A 19,788-nucleotide genomic window follows, 5' to 3' on the forward strand; every position below is an offset into this window, starting at 1 on the left:
GTGATGACGAGATGGTAACTGGAGAATGGAAGAAAGACGGTGGAAAGTGGTTCTACCTGGATGATGAAGGCGAAATGCTGACAGATTCATGGGTTGACGATGAGTACTATGTTGGAAATGATGGTGCTATGTTAATTAATCAGTGGATTAAAACTACTGCTGATGATGACGTAGAAGATCCGGAAGATGATGGCGATTCCTGGTATTACTTCGGTAGCAAGGGTAAGAAGACCACTTCTGATTCCAAGAAAATTAATGGCAGAACATACTACTTCGATTCTGACGGTAAGATGGAAGACGGCTGGTATGAAGATGAAAATGAAGACATCTTCTATTTAGGCGGAGAAGACGAAGGCTGGAGAACAGACAGCCAGTGGTTATGGCTTGAAAAACCGGATGAGGACGATGAAATCGGCGGATGCAACGACGACGAGACAGATCCTTGTGACGAAGAAGGCTGGTACTACTTCGGAAGCAACGGTAAGATGTACAAAGATGCTAAAAAGAAGAAAGTAAACGGTAAATATTACTACTTCAACGAGCATGGCCAGATGCTGTATGAGTGGATTAACAACTCCAAGGTGAGTGTAGGTTCAGGAGCTAACTTAAATGCAGTTCTTGATGGTAACAACTCTGGAGCATCTCCTAGTGAAATGCTTTACCTGAATCAGGTAGAAGAAGGCTGGAGAGCTGATGGCTGGTATGAAATTGACGGTTCTCAGGATACCAATACAGATAACGATACCGACTGGTATTTCTTCGACAAGGGCGAAGCTAAGAAAGCTGAAGACTACATTACAACAGATGGTGATGGTGATGCAGTTTACAGAGAGAAATTCAAGATTAAAGCAAGCAACAACAAATACTTCTGTTTCGATCAGTACGGCCGTATGCAGACTGGTTTACAGAAGCTGGATGATGGTTTCTACTACTTCGATGACAACGGTTATATGAAGACAGGTAAAGTTTCTAACGTAGAAGATGACGATGATACATTTACATTCTACTTCAGCACCAAGAACGGCGGAAACGGTAAAGGTTGGACTGGTGATAAATCCAGCTACTTATACTGGAACGGAAAACGTCTTGAAGCAGATGATGAATACAGAATCTACGCATATGAGAATAAGACATACCTTGTAAATACTTCCGGTAAGATCCAGAAATCCGAGTCCAAGAAATACGATATCGAAGGCAATGCTGACGATTTATATGTAGACTTTGATGGTGATCAGGTAATGGGACTTTATACAGATAAAGACCACAAGAAACCATACAACGGCGGAATTATGAAAGTAACTCTTCCACACATCGCTCTGTATGACCACAGCTATGTTGCTAAAGCTGATGGAATAATCGATGGTAAAGCAATTTCTGATGATACAGAAGTTGAAATTGCAACTGGCGAGGTTACTACATCTACTTCATCCAGAAGCACTACAGAAGTAAATGTAAGCAAATAATTATTTTTCCCCTCAACTATTTATAGTTGGGGGGATTTTTTACAAAGAATAGAATCTTATAAGCATTCTTGAGATACAAAACAAGGAGGGAGACATGAAAAAGCCTGATTCGATTATCGCTGTAATTCTAACTGCCATTTTGGTTCTGGCAGGTCCAACAGCCTCTTTTGGTGGAACTTTCACTACAAAGAGCAGTGTGGACTTTAATTTCAAAATGCCTTCGGGAGAACAAAAAGCCTCTCCTGACAGTATGTTTGACTCTTCATCGTCTAATAATATGGAAGATTCAGATAGTCCGGAACTTCCAGAAGATAAATCTCTGGGTGAACAGATTTCAATTGAAGTGGATGGAACTGAAACAGATCATATTTCCTTTTATCTGGATCGTAATTCCACCACAAATGAAGTAATTTTGCCCGAACCAATTATTGTGACTGTTCGGCAAAACAGTGGTTCGGCAATTGGTAATATTTCAGTTGAACTATCTCCTGTTATCAACGCCGACAGAGAAAGAATCCGGGTACAGGCACATGGGAATACAAACCTGAGTCCCGACACACCTGTCAGCTTCTCATTTTTCTTTGTGGATAAAAATATAGGAGATAAGACGGATCTTCCTAACGGAAGCAACAGTAAATTTTATCTTCAGATAAAATCCGGCAATAACATATTAAAAAAAGTTTCGATTTTCTATGGAGCAGACGGTTTTTATACTCGTTATAGTGCAGAATATCCCCAATATTATAGTGGACCTGTCATCAATGGTAAATACGTAAACATAGGTGAAGTCAATCTAAAGCAATCTGTCATACCCGTATTTTCGATTGAACATTATTACAAACCTCTAACTGGAACTGAAGATGCTGCAATTGCAGAAGTCCAAATAAATCCTGATGGCTGGTTCACTTTTGCAGACGGTTCTACCGTAATGCCAATGAATATATCGGATGAAGGATGGGTTACAATCCCCATTAAAATGAAACAGGAAAGTTTTATGGAATTAAGGAATGAGGCAATTTCAGATGGACATGTAGTTGACAAATACAACGTATTCACTGATTTAGTGATTGCATACGATGATGGATATAATGGTGAATTAGGTTATCTTGCTGGAGGTAATATGAATCCTCTTCCTCTGGTTTATCATATTACCTATCGTTCGAGTTCCTCACACGGTTCAGGTGGCTCCGGTGGTTCAGGCGGTTCCGGTGGTTCAGGCGGCTCCGGTGGTTCGGGCAGCTCCGGTGGTTCAGGCGGCTCCGGTGGCTCCAGTAGTTCGGGCAGTTCATCAGGTCCTGCAGGAGGTGCAACAGTCGTAGGGCCTGCTCAAACAGCACGTACAACGATAGCAGCAGTGAATGATAGTGGATGGATTCTAATAAATGGATTCAGATACTACATGAATGCTGAGAACCAGCCAGTTACTGATTGGCTTCAATGGACAGATGGAAAATGGTATTATCTGGGACAAGATGGCATTATGAGAACAGGATGGACTTTAGTAGACGGTAAATGGTATCTGTTGAATCCGGATGGTTCCATGGCCACAGGCCTGATACTGGTAAATCAAGAATGGCATTTGCTGCAACAGGATGGTTCTATGGCTACGGGATGGGCACAGGATTCAGCTGGTAACTGGCGGTATTTTCTGGATAATGGTGTTATGGCTGTTAACTATACAACTCCGGATGGTAAATTTGTGGATGCGGATGGGGTTTTGAAAGAATAACTTAAAAGGACGATAAACTCTATATTAACAAAAGAAAGGCTGATACGCTGGTGTATTTATGACGTATCCTAAGCGTATTAGTCATTGTACATGAACAATACAAACCGCAGTACGCAGAAAAAATCAGGCGGTGGATGAAGCCACCGCCTGATCATTATTTAATCATAGAATTTTGAAACTTGCTACACAGAGAATCACTATTATTTTGTCGGATCGTTAACTCCAAGCCAACCTTCGGTAGGTGTAGCATCTGCCTTGATTTCAGTATAGGTGTAAAGATCATCATCATATAACTGGATAAATGGAACGGATACGATCATGTCATCAGTTACACTTGTGTATTCGCCATTAATATCCTCAATCATCATTTTGATAAGTTCTTCAGAAGTATACTCTGTCTTATCATTTAATTTAATGGACTGAACTTTCTTTCCGCTGATATTAACTTCTACATCATCTTCAGCAATACCCTTGTTTTCGATATCGTATTTCTTGCTGCTCTTCTGAACTTTACCCTTAGTATTTACGAGGTAAATATCTCCACTGTAGTAGTACAGTCTGTAATCATCATCTGCATCAAGTCTCTTACCGTTGAAGTACAGATAATCATCCTTTAAGCCCTTGTAACCCTGGCCGTTCTTACCATTCTTTGTATTGAAGTAGAATGTGTAATCATCGTCATCACACTCAACGCTTGTTACACGGCCTGTCTTCTGATAGCCGTTTTCGTCGAAGTAATAGAAACCATTGTCAGCGCTACAGTACTGTAAGCCATCCTGCATCTGTCCCTTTTCATTGAATGCGAAGTATTTTCCGTTAATCTTCATTCTCTGAACAAAGACTTTCTTGTGGTCCTCATCGTATGTTGCGAAATCTTTATCACCGCCATCAGCGTATTTAATCTCGCCGTCATCTACATAGTACCAGTCTGTATCGCCGTCTGTACCAACGTCTTCAGAACCGTCCATCTGATACCATCCGTCTGATCTCCAGCCTTCTTCTACTGCATTGTAGTATCTCATATCCTGAACTTTTGCAGATCCTGCACTTGCAACACCGTCAAGCTGAGCATTAGAACTTACAGTCTTAGCAGTACCATTGATCCACTCATACAGCATCTGGCCGTGGTTGTTGAACATATAGTATTTGCCGTTGATTTTCTTCTTGTTTACGCCTGTGTAAGCTTTACCTGAAGACTGGAAGTAGTACCATCCTTCATCATCACAGTCGTCATCTTCGCTACAGCCAAGAACTACTTCAAGATTGTCATCATCATCTACGTCGTCCTCGTCAAGACCTGATTTCTCAAGCCATAACCACTGGCTCTCAGCTCTCCAACCCTGATCTTCGTCGCCTAAGTAGAAAGCGTCGTCGCCATCCTGATGCCATCCTGTTAACATTTCACCATCTTCATTGAAGTAGTATGTTTTGCCATTGATTTTTTTGGAATCATCAGTAACTTTTTTACCTTTGTTTCCAAAGTAGTACCAATGCTCACCACCATCATCAGGATCATCCTCTTCGTCATCTGGCATTGTCTTAATCCAGGAGTTTACCAGCATGCGGCCTTCACTGTTTACATAATAGTCGTCGTCAATCCATGTGTCAGTAGCCATCTCGCCGTCTTCGTCAAGATAGAACCAGTAAGCACCATCTTTCTTCCACTCATCGGTTACCATCTCATCATCGCTGTCATAATAGTGCCAGATTCCAGCGTCATCTTTTTCCCAACCAGCGGCGAAAGATGTCATGGAAGCACCCATAGCGAGTAAAGCTGCTGCAGAAAGAACTGCAACTAATTTAGTCTGCTTTCTCATAATTAATGCACTCTCCTTTTTTTCTTTTTGAACTATTTCTCGAAATTTCCTAATTGCATTACGAGGTCATTATACTTCGGATAAGGAAAATTATAGAGATGAAGAAAATCAGAAAAAGAAGAAGAGAGCAGTTATCTGCCGAACTAACTATTTATGCACAGAAACAATGGAACGCATGCTCCGAGGATTCGAATACCCTTCTTACCCCTCAATAAAACAGCAGAATCAGGGCATCCATCTATACCCTAATTCTGCTGTTAGTTGATTCCTATATAATTACAATAAAAACATTCAACCCTAACTTAAGTACATAATCCTACCATATTGTGTTTCCGTGTTTCACGCCATATAATAAAACCGTCCGCATGGCAGTCACTTCACGCTTTCCTCCACACTTATGTCTGCCCTACCCAATCTTATCCCGCAGCGCATCACAGTCATAACCGACTTTAAATTTCTCCATCAGTTCCGTCAGCCTTCTGATACAGAAATCCATATCCTTTAATTCATCTTCCGTATAAGCACTGAGACCGTACAGAGTGGATTCCAGCATCCCTCTCTTAAGGTCGTCCATCATATCCCGGCCATGGTCACGGATGCGGATGTAAACTCTGCGGCGGTTCTCCTTGTCATGGATCCGTTCAACGAGTTCTTTCTCCTCCAGTACATTGATCAGTTTAGAAAGCTGTTGTTTGGTGATCTGAAGTTTATCTGCCAGCTCCGACATGGTGTAGTCCTCGTCCGCCCAGTTGTCAAGTGCAACCAGGGTAAAGAAGGGGAGAGAATTGACCTTGACGTCATTATCATGCTGATACTGGCATTTTGCCAATGTAAGAAAGGCAACGGCAAATTCGAGGAAATGCACTCCAACTGAATTGATATCCGTTTTCGCTGAGTTTTCGAGAGTTTTGTTATTTTGAATATTTTCCATAAGCGGTTCCTCCAACAAAAATATATTATAGAAAAAATAAAAAAATCACCCCCACATTTAAAAACAAAAAGCAGGTGAATAAAAACAAAATGCAGATGATTCTTAAAAAACAGGGGATAAATGCAAAAAAACTCCGCATAAATACAAAAAACATACCAATAAATGCTGTTTACCCACGCTCCCATACTAGCACACTTTAAATTACAAGTCAATAATTATTAAAAGTAAATAAATATTTACTATAATATATTGACAAATATTGATATAAGAGGTATAAATTTAGTAGATCAGGAACACAAAAAAATTGATTGAGATTCATATAAAACTCAACCAATTTTAAGAAACACTTGATATGGATATGATATAGGATAACAGTACAAATAAGAGGAGAACAATATGAACGAAAGTAATAACGGCAACAAAGCACCGAAAAAATCTTTCCTGTATTATTACGGACTGGTAATGCTGGTACTGATGCTACTGAACATTTTCATTTTTCCGTCGTTAATGGACAGAACCGAGCAGGTCAGATACGATCAGTTTATAGATGAACTGGACAAGAAGAATGTAGACGAGGTATATGTGACGACGAATGGTGAGATCGTCTATACCCTGAAAGACGGTAAATGGAAAACGAATTATAAGACAGGTTCATTTCCCGGTGACGATCTCCAGAAGAGAATTACGGAAGCCGGCGTAGAAAAATACAGCACCGAGATTCCAACCCAGGCATCTCCACTGCTTAATTTCCTGGTTACCTGGATTCTGCCTCTGATTATTTTTATCGGCCTCGGCCAGATCATGAGCAGGGCGATGATGAAGAGGATGGGCGGCGGCAACGCGATGACCTTTGGAAAGTCCAATGCTAAAATTTACGCGGAATCTGAAACCGGAAAGACATTTGCCGATGTGGCCGGGCAGGATGAGGCAAAAGAGGCATTGCAGGAAATTGTAGATTTTCTGCATAATCCGCAGAAATATTCAGAGATTGGTGCGATACTCCCCAAGGGTGCATTGCTTGTAGGCCCTCCTGGAACAGGTAAGACGCTGCTCGCAAAGGCAGTTGCCGGTGAAGCGCATGTGCCGTTTTTCTCTATTTCCGGTTCGGAGTTTGTGGAAATGTTTGTCGGAATGGGCGCGGCCAAGGTGCGTGACCTGTTTAAACAGGCCAGTGAAAAAGCACCCTGTATTGTATTTATAGATGAGATCGATACGATTGGTAAGAAACGTGACGGCGCAGGAATGGGCGGCAATGATGAGCGCGAGCAGACTTTAAACCAGCTTCTCACGGAGATGGACGGATTTGACGGCCGCAAGGGCGTTGTTATCCTGGCAGCGACAAACAGGCCTGAATCGCTTGACAAGGCCCTGTTGAGACCGGGCCGTTTTGACCGAAGAATTCCGGCAGAACTCCCTGACTTAAAGGGAAGAGAGGCAATCCTGAAGGTACACGCCAAGCAGGTGAAGGTTGATGAAACGGTTGATTATAATGCAATCGCCAGGGCTACAAGCGGCGCCAGCGGAGCCGAGCTTGCCAATATTATTAATGAGGCGGCGCTGAGGGCGGTCAGAATGGGCCGAAAGACCGTTTCCCAGGCAGACCTGGAAGAAAGCGTGGAGACGGTGATTGCCGGATACCAGAGAAAAGACGCCGGTGTTTCAACCGATGAGAAAAAGATTGTTTCTTATCATGAAGTTGGCCATGCGCTGGTGGCGGCTCTTCAGAACCACTCAGCTCCGGTTCATAAAATTACAATTATTCCGAGGACATCGGGAGCGCTGGGATACACAATGCAGGTTGAATCCGATCAGCGGTTCCTGATGAGCAGGGAGGAAGCGTTTAATAAGATTGTTACATTGACGGGCGGCCGTGCCGCGGAAGATTTGATTTTCCATTCAATCACAACGGGTGCATCCAATGATATTGAACAGGCTACAAAGATTGCAAGAGCCATGGTTACCCGATACGGCATGAGCGATCAGTTCGGTATGGTAGCCCTGGAGACCGTAAACAATGCCTATCTGGGCGGCGATGCCTCCCTGGCCTGCTCGGCAGATACAGCGACAAGAATTGACGATGAAGTAATATCGATGGTAAAAGAGGCTTATGAAAAGGCCAAAAATATCCTGACCGGAAACGAAGAAAAACTTCATGAACTGGCAGCCTATCTTCTCGACAAGGAGACAATTACCGGTGAAGAATTCATGGAGATTCTGAATAAAAAAGAGGAATAAAAAGATGGACCAACGTCAAGGATAGACGCGAAGAATAAGCAGAAAGAACACGTAAAGAATAAACAGAAAAAACGAAAAAAACGAGAAAAAGACGAGAAGAATAAAGAAAAAGAACAGATATAGAAGGATCAAGAAACCTGATAAAAAGGAATAATAAAAGAACAGAATAAAACGGGATATGCCCCGACGATGCTGATATTTAGCGGCCGTCGGGGCATATCCCGTTTGCTTTTATTGAGTGGCAATGAAAAGTTCGCGAAGCGTGCTTTGCGTAGAAATCTGCTTTACCGGGCTGCCGTTTAGAAGAGGGGAATTTAACAACAAATTCAAGGTATAATCGGTGGATTCTGACTTATATGAATGCATTCATGACATTTTGTGTTTTGTTACAAAATAGATATAATAAGCCTATCACTCATGAGAGGGAATTGAAAGAAAACTGAATTTAAGGGCAAATTAAAAACAGGTCCTGTAGTAACTGTAAATTGCTATTTTTTGAAGACAGGCGCGCTGATAAATAAAAATAGTATGAGTGGAGGAACAGATGAAATTTGACGTTATATTAAAGGGCGGGAGAGTGTTTGATCCGGTCAACCGCGTGGACGGTCATTTTGATATAGGAATCCGGGAAGGCAGGGTCGCCGGGCTTGGCGGGGAGCTGTGCCAGGCGGATGAAGTGATTGACGTCTCCGGCCTTACGGTGGTTCCGGGAATTATCGATATGCATGTGCATGTGACGAAGCTTTTGGGCGGACGGGTCGGGTATTACATGGCGGCCAGAACCGGAGTCACGACGATCATTGATTACGCGGGGCCGGTTTCCGATATCACATCCCAGTTGGGGCGGTATGGCTGCGGTATGAACGTAGGCTGCATTGATGCGGTGCTGCCTGAATTGGTAGGGGAATCGCCATCCAGGGAACAGGTGAGGGGATTTTTAGATAATTCCCTGCAAAATGGGTCTTTGGGTCTTAAGATTCTGGGCGGTCATTTTCCTTTGACTCCCGGGGCGTCCAGATTCTGCGTGGAAGAAGCCAATGCAAAAAAAGTGATGGTGGCCTGCCACGCCGGAAGCACGGAAAACAGAAGTGATATATACGGATTAAAAGAGGCAGTGGATTATGCCAAAGGTCAGAGGCTTTTAATGGCCCATATCAATGCCTATTGCCGTGGAAACCGCTATCATTATCTGGAAGAGCTGCGAGATGCTTTCAAACTCCTCAGGGATAACAGAAATATTATTTCAGACTCTCACATGGCGGTGAATAACGGAACGGGAGGAGCATGCAGGGATGGTGTTCCATGTGATGCCATTACGGTCAACTGTTTAAAGATGTTTGGATATGAGCCGACGAAAGAGGGACTTGCACTGGCAATGAAAAATGGACAGGTGAAAGCAATAGCCGTGCTTGAGAAGGAAAATGTGCTTTTGGAAAAAGAAGAGGCGCTTCAGTACTGGAGGGAGCACGAGACGAACATCAATGTAAGTTTTCCGGCAAATCTCGCTTCTGTTGCCTCGGCCTGCATTGTAGAGAGAAGAACTCCTGGAGGAGAGCCGCTTATTGAAATGGCTGCGACGGATGGGGGAGGATTCCCGAGAAACGGCCTGATTCAGAAATTACTTCCTTTTTACCGTTTGGGATATCTGACGCTGGAGGAGGTAATCGAAAAATGTTCGGTCAAACCGGCGGAGATTTTTGGGCTTACGGGCAAAGGAAATCTTGGGATCGGTGCGGATGCGGATATTACGGTATTAGATTTAGAACGTCTGGACGCGGTTATGAGCTTCGCCGGAGGAAGAAAAATTATGGAACACGGATCAGTTACAGGAACGGGAGGGACGTTCCTGACAACAGAGGCCGGAGTGAAAACAGCGGAGAAGATGCAGCTTAAATATCAGTTGGCGGATACGGCGGGAAGCACTTTATACGGGGAACGGTAGGAGCGGCAAAGAGCCCGTTTCTATGAATTAATTCAATTCAGATTTAGAAAGGAGATTCTTATGATGATTTTTAATTTACCTCCTATTTTGGGGTTAACTCCATTGATTGTTTACATAATTCTGGCTTTTCGTCCGAAGATCCATCCGCTGGTGAATGTTTCAATTTGCCTGGCGATCGGTGCGGTGCTTACAAAGACTAACCTTCTGGAATTCGGTTCGGTCCTGACAACTTCGTTGGGTTCGTTTCTTGGACAGGTCGGTTTTATTATCATGATCGGTTCCGGCCTGGGCCTGATTTTGAAGGAATCCGGGGTTGCGGAAAATCTGGTTCATTTGATGGTACGGAAGATTGGTATCAATTCAATCAGCAGGGCAATCATAGCGTCCATGCTTGCGTCGATGTTTATGGTTCTCGTGCTGAGCACCCTGACAGGCGGCAATGCGGTCATAGCGCCGATTCTTATCCCCCTGGTTGCGTCTGTCGGAATGACTCCCAGCACGCTGGCCATTATCATGCAGACCGCGGGCGTGACAGGTCTTTTCATCAGTCCGTTTTCTCCTCCAATGGTTACAATTATGGAGGTGACAGGACTTGCATATCAGCAGGTTTTACTCTATGCCAGCTTACCGGTGTGTATTCCGATGTGGCTGATTACCTATTTTAATGCGAAACGCGTTCAAAAAGCTACGGCGGGCGTATGTGACTATCCGGAAGGAACCGCCCTGTCGGTGAATGCTTACAAAGCCTCTCCCGAGGCCAAAAGAGCAACTTTGTTCTTTGGCGTGGCAATGGCGCTGATTGTGGGCTATGGCATTATGTTTAAACTGGGAGTCGCCCATGCGATTACCGTTATCACAGTGGCCGTACTGGCAACCGGATTCGGAGCCCGTTTTAAGATAGACAAAACGATTGATTTGTTTATGAAGGGATGTGCGCAGTATTTCTGGATTTTTATGCTGTTTATACTGATGGATCCATTCCTGAATTTCATTTCCAAGAGCGGCGCCTTTGATGCGCTCGTGGAAATTGGCGCACCATTAGTGGAGAGCGGAGGTAAAGTCGGACTGTCGATGCTCGCCTCTTTGATTGGTACATTTGGTATTCAGGGCGCTGCCGTTGCGCAGGCGGTAATGCTTAATACGGTATTCCGTCCCCTGGTTGATGCGACCGGTCTCAGTATGCATGTCTGGGCGATCGTAATATTGATTGGTTCTCAGATGACATCATTTGCCTATCCCGGCCTCGATATGGTTGCGGCAACCGGTACGGCGCGTTCCAGTGATATGAAATCCCAGGTAAAGCATGGCTGGATGGTTACGGCAGCCGTATTGGCTGTATGCCTTGTGATGTCAATGCTGTTTGGTTAATTTGTGGAAGGAGAAGAATATCTATGTGTTTTATGCTAATTGGCGGTAAGAATGTATTTAAAAACGGAACAATGCTGGGGGGACATAATGACGATCTGTTTGGATATGAGGCGGCATCCATGGAAATACTTCCTCATATGATACAGGAACCCGGAGCCTCGGTGAAACTGCCTACGGGACCGGTTATCCCTCAAACCCGGGAGACGGCCCGCTGTATTTTGTTAAAAACGTTCCGCGGAAATCTGGCGGGTGATACGATTGCGGTGAATGAACACAATGTCTGTCTTATGGGCGGAGAAAACCTGGCGGTTGATCGCAATGACCGCGCGGCCGAAGCGGATCCCATCGTAGAAAACGGCGCCGCAGGCGGAGTACGGTTTGCAGCGCTGACTCAGAGCAGGACTGCGAGGGAATGTGTGGAGCGGATTGGGCGTTACTATACAGAGTACGGAAACCGTTTTCCATGCGCCGTCGGTGTATTTGATACGGAAGAAGCATGGTATATCGAGGGCGGCGGCGGTTCTGCATGGCTCGCGGTCAGAGTTCCCGACGACTGCTATTTAATCCAGTCCAACGGTTACCGTATCAATGAAATTGACTGGGATGACACAGAGAATGTTCTGTATTCGGAGGGATTAAAGGAGTTTGTCATTTCAAAAGGACTTTGGGACCCTGCCGCCGGACCGTTTAACTGGGCCAAAGCATTCGGTCGGAAATTCCTTGAGGATCCCCGAACATACTATTATAATTCCAGGAGAGTCTGGCGGGCAATCAATATGCTTTCTTCTACTGAGCTTGGTCCGGATCAGGAGGAGTATCCTACGTTTATGAAACCGTCTGAGCCCATCACGGCGGAGAGGATCATGCAGCTGCTTCGGGATACGAATAGTGATAATGATTTCTGCGCATTTACGGAGGCAGGCGTAAATAGTGATGTGCGCCCGATCGGTGTTCCGCATTGTATCCACTCGGCAGTGGTGGAACTGCACCGGGGACTGCCCGCAGAACTGGGCGGCGTTTTATGGAGCTGCCTCGGGTCTCCGCTCACGGCTCCGTACCTTCCGCACCATTTTGGCATTACGGATATCGCGCCCGCTTTCCAGGAGGGCACCGACATCTACAGTGATTCCGCGGCTTTCTGGCAGATGAGAAAACTGACGAATCTGGCAATGGCGGACTTCTTCCATTATGCTCCGATTATTACAAATGAATGGATGAAGCTGGAACGGAAAGCGTTTTTAATGAAGGAGATGGTGGAGAAAGAGGCATCTGCTTGTTACGAATCCGAGCCGGAGAAGGCAAAAGAACTGCTGACGGCATTTGCGGACAGTCTGGATTTCGAAGCGCTGAAAACAGCGAAACTGCTCGAAGAACAGTTACATCGGGTGATTGCGGGAAATCTTTATAAATATTTTGCCAAGGGTAATTTGCAGTGGTAATTTCAGAATCAATCGAGGGGCAAATCCGTTTTTGCGGTGTTTGCCCCTTGGGTGGGAACGGTGACCTGTACGCAGAGCGTATGGGTTATCGTCAATGTTAAAGCTGTTAAAGTCGGGGGACTTCGTAACAGTCAATCATGATGCGTTTTTTGCAGTTTGGCCGAAGGTTGAACTGCGATTAAATTTCAGGGGAAGGGAATTTGGTATGACGGTGGAAATGGAGTATGTTTATGTGGTTTATCAGGAAAAGAGTTTTTCCAAGGCGGCTCAGAAGCTGTTTGTGAGCCAGTCTGCGGTCAGCGCTATGGTGCGAAAAGCGGAGGCGAAAATCGGCTGCCAGTTATTTGACAGAAGTACGATCCCTCTTACGATAACAAAAGAAGGGGAATATTATATCCGGTGCGCGGAACAGTTTATGCGGCTGGAGAAAAATATGGATGCCTATTTCAGGGATATGGCCGACATGAAGACAGGCCATCTGTCTGTTGGAAGCTCCTCCTTCTTCTGCGCATATCTGCTGGCCGGGCTGCTGAAACGTTTTAAAAATAAATATCCCGGCGTTTCGGTGGAGATCCATGAGGGAAACATCAAAGAACTGAGGGCCGGACTTCAGAATGATTCCATTGATCTTCTGCTGGAAACGGCCATACCGGCGGATGATGAGGTGGAACGGTTCCTTTATGATTATGAAGAAATCATTCTGGCGGTGCCCGCAGAATTAGAAGTCAATAAAAAACTGCGGTCTTACCAGATGACATTTGCGCAGGCCAGGGATGGAGCGTTCGCCGGGAATGCAATCGAGGCCGTACCCATGCAGGTATTTAAGGAATGTCCTTTTATTCTGTTGAAAGAAGAAAACGATATCTGTGTGCGGAGCAAGGAAATTTGCCGTAACGCCAGTTTCGAGCCAAAAGTTGAATTATATCTGGATCAGATTATGACCTCCTTCTATGTGGCAAAATCCGGATCCGGCATTGCGTTTATCAGAAGCAGCCTGCTTAGCCTTGTGTCGGACACCGACGCGCTGGTCTATTATAAAATAGGAGATCCGCTGGCACGCAGGGAAATATTTTTGACGCGCAAAAGAGGACGGTATACAACAAAGGCCATGGAAGAGTTTTTAAAGCTGTGCAGGGTTCAGCATTCGGGGAAAACACGGTGATGGGAGAGATGAGGAATGCAGCTGGGAGGGCAGGATCCGGGGAGGGAGGGGGTGTGTATGAGTCTTCAGTCCCATTTTTAAATTGTCGTGAGTGGGGAATCCGGACAGAATGAATTGCTCCGGGGACCGTTTGCACTTGGTGGAGTGCATAGCAGACACTACGGCGTCACAAAACGCCGCCTAAGTGCTGATGGACTCCAATGTCCCCTGCGCAATTGATTCTGCCTCCTTCCCCGGGCAGCGGATCGATGGGACTGAAGACTCAGGGAAGGTTGTCGGCCGGACCATGGCCTGCGGCTGCCGGCTGTTCTCATGCTCAGGGGGGAGGGCTCTTGTCGCTGCCACTACTTGCATATGACTGGGTGGAGGGATTTATGGTATTATGGCATGTTGCCGTTTTAGTGGGTTTTATTAAGGGCTTATGATGTGATTTTAATTGTATTTCGCGTCGCAAATCTCATGATTTTCTGTCAAAAAAACACGTGAAAACGCCTTCTGGTATGCATTCGGCGTGAGTGTTGGCGGGCTGTTACAGTTATTTCGATAAATTCTTTGAAATCCCTTGCAAATTTTACAAGAAAATGTAATAATTGTTCCGTATTGACATTCATTTATCTTAAATGAGGAGGAAAGAAAATGAAAAAAGTATTAAGCGTGGTACTGTCCGCAGCCATGGCACTTTCTCTCTGTACAGGATGTTCATCTTCATCCGGCAAAGAGACAACCGCTGCACAGACCGAAGCCGCTGCATCTGAGGCAGCAGGAGAGACTGCTGAAGCAGGCGAAGAGACAGAAGCAAAGGCAGCAGAGGGCGTTATGCCGGCAGTTGCTAAGGAAGACCTGAAGGTTGGCGTAATCCATATCGGAAACCCGGCAGACGGTTCCGGTTACTCTTATGCACATGATCTTGGTATCGTTGCTATGCAGAAGGCGGTAGGCCTGGATGACAGCCAGATTATCCGTAAGAACAATGTAGCCGATGATGATCAGACTGCAATTGAGACAGCCATGAGAGAGTGCGTGGAAGAGGGATGTCAGGTTATCTTCGCCACAAGCTGGGGATACATGGATGCATGTGAAGCTCTTGCAGAAGAGTTCCCGGATGTAGTTTTCTCACACGGCACAGGATATAAATCCAACGGCGTTAACTTCAACAACTATTTTGGAAGAATTTACCAGTCCAGATATTTATCCGGTATTGCGGCAGGCCTTAAGACAGAGTCCAACAAGATTGGTTACGTTGGCGCCTGGGGCAAGGACAATGCAGAGGTTACAGGCGGATGCAACGCATTTGCAATGGGCGTTTACTCTGTAAATCCCGACGCAACCGTTTACATCAAAACAACCAACAGCTGGTATGATCCGGAAGGTGAGAAGCAGGCTGCGGTTGCTTTAATCAACGAAGGCTGTGACGTAATCGGACAGCATTGCGATACACCGAACCCACAGCTTGCTGCTGAGGAAAACGGCGTATTCGGCGTTGGTTATAACTCCGATATGAGCAAAGATGCTCCTAAGGCAGTTCTTACTTCCACTGTTTGGGACTGGGGCGCATACTATACGACGGCAGTTCAGAGCCTTGTTGACGGAACATGGACAGGCGAGAACTACTTCGGCGGCTTAAAAGAAGGCCTTGTAGACCTGGCTCCATTATCTGATCTTTGTGCAGAAGGTACAGCAGAGAAGATCGAAGAAGCAAAAGCCAAGATCGTTTCCGGCGAATGGGATGTATTTGACGGCGTAATCGAGTGCAACGACGGAACAACCGTAGGCACAGAGGGCGAGCATATGTCGGATGCTGATATCACAGGAAACATTCACTGGTATTTTAAGAACGTTGTTGAGAAATAATAGTAACTGTCAGGTATTTTCACAGTTACAGCAATGTTACAATACAGGCTGAGAGATGAGGGATGCTTAAAAATGGTGAATTACATAAATTCTCATTTTACGGCATCCCTTTTTGACGCCGTACAAATCACGAGGTGAAGATATGACAGAACAGTATGCCATTGAGTGCAGACAGATTACAAAGGTATTCGGAAGTGTGGTCGCCAATGATAAGATCGACCTGTCGGTGAAGTATGGGGAAATCATGGCTCTCCTGGGAGAGAACGGTTCCGGCAAGACAACACTTATGAATATGATTTCCGGCATCTATCATCCGGACTCCGGATCGATTCTGGTGGGCGGAAAAGAAGTGGCGATCAATTCGCCTGTGGATTCCAGAAACCTGGGGATTGGAATGATTCATCAGCATTTCAAACTGGTGGATGTATTCAGCGCGATGGATAACATTGTACTTGGGACCAGCGGAAAGCGGCTGGGAAGAAAAGCTTTAAAAGAGAAGATTGAGCAGATCAGCCAGTCTTTTGGACTCGAAATTGAACCTGAAAAGAAGATTTTCGATATGTCCGTCAGCGAGAAGCAGACGGTGGAAATTTTAAAGGTATTATATAGAGGCGCCCAGATTTTGATTCTGGACGAGCCGACTGCGGTACTGACCCCGCAGGAGACGGATAAATTATTTGCCATTCTCCGCAAGATGAAGGAGCAGGGCTGCGCTATTATCATTATCACACACAAACTGCATGAGGTGCTTTCCATCAGCGACCGTGTGACGATCCTGAGAAAGGGACAGAGCATTGAAACGGTCAATACGGCCGAGTGTAATGAAAAGAAGCTGACGGAGCTGATGGTCGGCCGTCCGGTGACATTGAATATCGAGCGTCCGGAGATGGAGAAACGGGAGCCGATTCTAAAGGTCGTTGATTTGACCGTGGATAAGAGCGACGGCTCCATGGCCCTTGACGACGTATCCTTTGAGATTAAAACAGGGGAAATACTGGGCGTGGCCGGAGTGGCGGGCAGCGGGCAGAAAGAACTCTGCGAGACACTGACGGGCCTGATGGCGGCAAAACAGGGAGCCATTCTTTATCATAAAGAAAATATTGTGGGAAAGACGCCCGCAGAGATTATCAAGCTGGGAATCAGCATGAGCTTTGTCCCCGAGGACAGGCTCGGCATGGGACTGGTAGCTTCCATGGGCATGGTGGACAACATGCTGCTGAAGTCCTATACGGATGGAAAAGGGCCTTTTGTGGAGCGTAAACCGGCCAGGGAGCTGGCACAGAAGCTGGTGGATAAGCTGGGAATCGTGACTCCGGGCGTGGATACGCCGGTCCGGCTGATGTCGGGAGGCAATGTGCAGAAGGTGCTTCTCGGACGTGAGATTGAGTCCAGCCCCCAGGTGCTGATTACGGCCTATCCGGTGCGCGGACTTGATATCAATTCATCCTATACGATCTATGATTTATTAAATGAACAGAAGAAAAAGGGCGTAGCCGTCATTTATATCGGTGAAGATCTGGACGTGCTCCTGGAGCTGTCCGACCGTATCATGGTACTCTGCCACGGTCAGGTAACGGGAGTTGTCGATGCCAAACACGTGACCAAGGAGCAGATTGGACTGATGATGACAGGCACTGAGGCGGCCGAGGCCCTGAAAGGGTCGGAAGAGGAGGAAAAAGCATGAAAGAGCCGTTGATCCGTGTAGTGAAAAAAGCGGAGCTGGGCAGCAGGGAGACGTTTATCCTGCGTCTGGAAGCGATTCTGCTGGCGCTTGTGGCCGGTGGGCTTTTTATTCTGATAATCGGACAGAATCCATTTGTTATTTATAAAACAATTATCACGGGAGCGCTCCGGAGCCAGATGGCGATCCAGGCTACGGTAAAGATTGCGATTCCGCTGCTGATTGCATCACTCGGCGTAACGCTGGCATTCAAGATGAAATTCTGGAATATCGGCGCGGAGGGCCAGATTATCGCAGGCGGTATCTGCGCCTCCTATTTTGCCCTGTTCCATTCGGGATGGAACCACTGGGTTCTGGTTATCGTTATGTTTATCGCAGGAGCCGTGGGAGGCGGCCTGTGGGGACTGATCCCGGCATGGTTCAAGACGAAATACGATACGAATGAGACTTTATTTACGCTGATGTTAAACTATATCGCCCTGAATATCATCGTATTCCTGAGAGAGGGTCCATGGCGCGATCCAGGTTCCCAGGGATATGCAAAGATTGCCAGATTCGATAAGAATGCGGCTCTCGACAAGGTGTTCGGAATCCAGTTCGGCTGGATTATCGCACTGGCGCTGGTTGTGCTGGTACTTATCTATATGAAGTATTCCAAACAGGGATACGAGATTGGCGTTGTGGGAGAGAGCCAGGAGACGGCGCGGTATGCGGGAATGAACGTGAAAAAAGTCGTTCTTCGCACGATGTTCCTCTCCGGCGCAGTGTGCGGTATCGGAGGAATGGTCCAGGCGGCCGGTTCCGACGTGACACTGACGACGGCGGTGGCCGGAGGCGTCGGATTTACGGCAATCATCGTGGCATGGCTGGCACAGCTCAATCCGCCGGCAATTCTCATTGTCACAATTCTGTTCAGTATTCTGGAAAAGGGAAGCAGCGTGGTCCAGTCCTCCTTCGGACTGTCGTCCGACAGCGCGGATGTTCTTCAGGGAGTAATCCTGTTCTTTATTCTGGGCTGCGAACTGTTTATACGTTATAAATTTGTTTTACGGGGGAAAGGAGGCGCCAGGGCATGAATAGTGAAATCTTAATTAAATTTCTTGTGGCTGCAGTACTTGCTGGAACACCATTCCTCTTCGGAACGGTCGGCGAGATTCTGAGCGAAAAAGTGGGCCATCTGAACCTTGGTGTGGAAGGTATGATGTCCCTCGGAGCCTGTGCCGGATTCATGGCCGGCTATATTACGGATAATTTCCTGGTTGCAGTCCTGGCTTCGGCGGCGGCGGGAATGTTAGGCGCCCTGATTTACGGCGTGCTGACCGTTACTTTCATGGCAAACCAGAACGTAACGGGTCTTACGATGACGATTTTCGGAGTCGGGCTTTCCAACTTTATCGGCGTGTTCATGCTGGAACGTTCCGATGGAGGCACCTTAAAGCTTCCGGACACGATCACATCCCAGATGAGAAATATCCATATCCCGGGACTGAGCGACATTCCGGTGTTGGGAGAGCTTCTGTTTTCCTATAATCCGTTTGTTTACCTGGGACTGGTTATCGCCATAGCAGCCAGCATCTATCTGTACAAAACCCAGATGGGACTGAATGTGCAGGCAATCGGCGAGAATCCCGGAGCAGCCGACGCGGCCGGAATTGAGGTTACAAAATGGCGTTATATCAACATCCTGCTTTCCGGCGCTATCTGCGGAATCGGCGGCGCTTACTGTTCCATGATCATCAACAGCGGCGTATGGCTGAGGGACAGCGTGGGCGGCCTTGGATGGATTTCCGTGGCCCTTGTAATCTTCGCTTCCTGGAAACCGGTCAATGTTATCTACGGTTCCTTCATTTTCGGCGCGCTCAGGGTGCTGAAATATTACGTTCCAAAGAACACCTATGCAATACCGACGGCATTTTTCGACGCACTTCCGTTCCTGATTACGGCGCTCGTGCTTGTTATCTCTTCCATGAGAAAGAGTAAGGGCGGGCATATCCCGGCACATCTGGGTATGAATTACTTCAGGGAAGAGCGGTAAGGGAAAAAGAGCGGCAGGAGAAATTAAATACTAGAGCGTGTTTGAAAATCCATTCCCGCCATCTGCACGCCCCACTTCGTGGCATATTTGGGCCCAATTCAGTCAGCGTAGCCCACTACGCCTTCTTCATTGGAC

At 46.3% G+C, this 19,788-nt stretch carries 15 protein-coding genes; 12 read left to right on the plus strand and 3 right to left on the minus strand.

Annotated elements, in window-relative coordinates; genetic code table 11:
- Window positions 1-1,463: glucan-binding protein (locus tag QZT18_RS20780; protein WP_294151073.1), on the plus strand; the 1,463-nt coding region annotated here is incomplete at its 5' end.
- A 94-nt stretch (window positions 1,464-1,557) separates the two neighbouring features.
- The gene (locus QZT18_RS20785; RefSeq protein ID WP_294151075.1) at window positions 1,558-3,192 is read left to right on the plus strand and encodes an N-acetylmuramoyl-L-alanine amidase family protein; all 1,635 of its coding nucleotides are present in this window, start codon (window positions 1,558-1,560) and stop codon (window positions 3,190-3,192) included.
- Between the two features lie 200 nt (window positions 3,193-3,392).
- Here the strand turns inward: QZT18_RS20785 and QZT18_RS20790 are convergent, their stop codons facing one another.
- Entirely contained in the window at window positions 3,393-5,009 is a 1,617-nt protein-coding gene (locus tag QZT18_RS20790; RefSeq protein WP_294151077.1) for a glucan-binding protein, read from the minus strand.
- Window positions 5,010-5,415: 406 nt separating this feature from the next.
- The gene (locus QZT18_RS20795) at window positions 5,416-5,940 is read right to left on the minus strand and encodes a MarR family winged helix-turn-helix transcriptional regulator (RefSeq protein WP_294151079.1); all 525 of its coding nucleotides are present in this window, start codon (window positions 5,938-5,940) and stop codon (window positions 5,416-5,418) included.
- A 396-nt stretch (window positions 5,941-6,336) separates the two neighbouring features.
- Between QZT18_RS20795 and ftsH the strand changes: the two genes are divergently transcribed.
- The 9 genes from ftsH (at window position 6,337) to QZT18_RS20840 (ending at window position 19,653) form a co-directional block, all read left to right on the plus strand.
- Window positions 6,337-8,175: an ATP-dependent zinc metalloprotease FtsH gene (ftsH, locus tag QZT18_RS20800; protein WP_294151081.1), complete on the plus strand. Its 1,839-nt coding sequence runs from the start codon at window positions 6,337-6,339 to the stop codon at window positions 8,173-8,175.
- Between the two features lie 544 nt (window positions 8,176-8,719).
- Window positions 8,720-10,117, plus strand: coding sequence for an amidohydrolase family protein (locus QZT18_RS20805; RefSeq protein WP_294151083.1), 1,398 nt, complete (start codon window positions 8,720-8,722; stop codon window positions 10,115-10,117).
- A 60-nt stretch (window positions 10,118-10,177) separates the two neighbouring features.
- Window positions 10,178-11,485 carry a Na+/H+ antiporter NhaC family protein gene (locus QZT18_RS20810; protein WP_294151085.1) on the plus strand — a complete coding sequence of 436 codons (1,308 nt, stop codon included), beginning with the start codon at window positions 10,178-10,180 and terminating at the stop codon, window positions 11,483-11,485.
- A 23-nt stretch (window positions 11,486-11,508) separates the two neighbouring features.
- The gene (locus QZT18_RS20815; protein WP_294151087.1) at window positions 11,509-12,924 is read left to right on the plus strand and encodes a dipeptidase; all 1,416 of its coding nucleotides are present in this window, start codon (window positions 11,509-11,511) and stop codon (window positions 12,922-12,924) included.
- Window positions 12,925-13,129: 205 nt separating this feature from the next.
- On the plus strand, window positions 13,130-14,086 hold the full coding sequence (locus tag QZT18_RS20820; protein WP_294151089.1) for a LysR family transcriptional regulator: 957 nt from the start codon (window positions 13,130-13,132) through the stop codon (window positions 14,084-14,086).
- A gap of 636 nt (window positions 14,087-14,722) precedes the next feature.
- Window positions 14,723-15,937, plus strand: a complete 1,215-nt coding sequence (locus QZT18_RS20825) for a BMP family ABC transporter substrate-binding protein (protein WP_294151091.1) — start codon at window positions 14,723-14,725, stop codon at window positions 15,935-15,937.
- Between the two features lie 142 nt (window positions 15,938-16,079).
- Entirely contained in the window at window positions 16,080-17,621 is a 1,542-nt protein-coding gene (locus QZT18_RS20830) for an ABC transporter ATP-binding protein (RefSeq protein WP_294151093.1), read from the plus strand.
- Window positions 17,618-18,694: an ABC transporter permease gene (locus QZT18_RS20835; RefSeq protein ID WP_227031495.1), complete on the plus strand. Its 1,077-nt coding sequence runs from the start codon at window positions 17,618-17,620 to the stop codon at window positions 18,692-18,694. Before QZT18_RS20830 ends, QZT18_RS20835 begins: the two co-directional genes overlap by 4 nt.
- On the plus strand, window positions 18,691-19,653 hold the full coding sequence (locus QZT18_RS20840) for an ABC transporter permease (RefSeq protein WP_294151095.1): 963 nt from the start codon (window positions 18,691-18,693) through the stop codon (window positions 19,651-19,653). The genes QZT18_RS20835 and QZT18_RS20840 overlap by 4 nt, the downstream gene beginning before the upstream one ends.
- Before the next feature lie 23 nt (window positions 19,654-19,676).
- On the opposite strand, the gene QZT18_RS23615 is transcribed toward QZT18_RS20840, so the two are convergent.
- Entirely contained in the window at window positions 19,677-19,721 is a 45-nt protein-coding gene (locus QZT18_RS23615) for a hypothetical protein (RefSeq protein ID WP_366925941.1), read from the minus strand.
- On the opposite strand from QZT18_RS23615, the gene QZT18_RS23620 reads away from it, so the two are divergent.
- On the plus strand, window positions 19,716-19,788 hold a 73-nt coding region (locus QZT18_RS23620; RefSeq protein WP_366925942.1), incomplete at its 3' end, for a DUF6783 domain-containing protein. The genes QZT18_RS23615 and QZT18_RS23620 overlap by 6 nt on opposite strands.

It is taken from the genome of uncultured Clostridium sp., assembly GCF_900547735.1.
GTDB lineage: Bacteria > Bacillota > Clostridia > Lachnospirales > Lachnospiraceae > Otoolea.

Excerpts from the sequence above, each read along its gene's own strand:
- QZT18_RS20785 (WP_294151075.1), top strand. The coding sequence starts at position 1,558 with ATGAAAAAGCCTGATTCGATTATCGCTGTAATTCTAACTGCCATTTTG.
- QZT18_RS20825 (WP_294151091.1), top strand. The coding sequence starts at position 14,723 with ATGAAAAAAGTATTAAGCGTGGTACTGTCCGCAGCCATGGCACTTTCT.
- QZT18_RS20815 (WP_294151087.1), top strand. The coding sequence starts at position 11,509 with ATGTGTTTTATGCTAATTGGCGGTAAGAATGTATTTAAAAACGGAACA.
- QZT18_RS20820 (WP_294151089.1), top strand. The coding sequence starts at position 13,130 with ATGACGGTGGAAATGGAGTATGTTTATGTGGTTTATCAGGAAAAGAGT.
- QZT18_RS20790 (WP_294151077.1), bottom strand. The coding sequence starts at position 5,009 with ATGAGAAAGCAGACTAAATTAGTTGCAGTTCTTTCTGCAGCAGCTTTA.
- QZT18_RS20840 (WP_294151095.1), top strand. The coding sequence starts at position 18,691 with ATGAATAGTGAAATCTTAATTAAATTTCTTGTGGCTGCAGTACTTGCT.
- QZT18_RS20805 (WP_294151083.1), top strand. The coding sequence starts at position 8,720 with ATGAAATTTGACGTTATATTAAAGGGCGGGAGAGTGTTTGATCCGGTC.
- QZT18_RS20810 (WP_294151085.1), top strand. The coding sequence starts at position 10,178 with ATGATGATTTTTAATTTACCTCCTATTTTGGGGTTAACTCCATTGATT.
- QZT18_RS20835 (WP_227031495.1), top strand. The coding sequence starts at position 17,618 with ATGAAAGAGCCGTTGATCCGTGTAGTGAAAAAAGCGGAGCTGGGCAGC.
- QZT18_RS20795 (WP_294151079.1), bottom strand. The coding sequence starts at position 5,940 with ATGGAAAATATTCAAAATAACAAAACTCTCGAAAACTCAGCGAAAACG.
- ftsH (WP_294151081.1), top strand. The coding sequence starts at position 6,337 with ATGAACGAAAGTAATAACGGCAACAAAGCACCGAAAAAATCTTTCCTG.
- QZT18_RS20830 (WP_294151093.1), top strand. The coding sequence starts at position 16,080 with ATGACAGAACAGTATGCCATTGAGTGCAGACAGATTACAAAGGTATTC.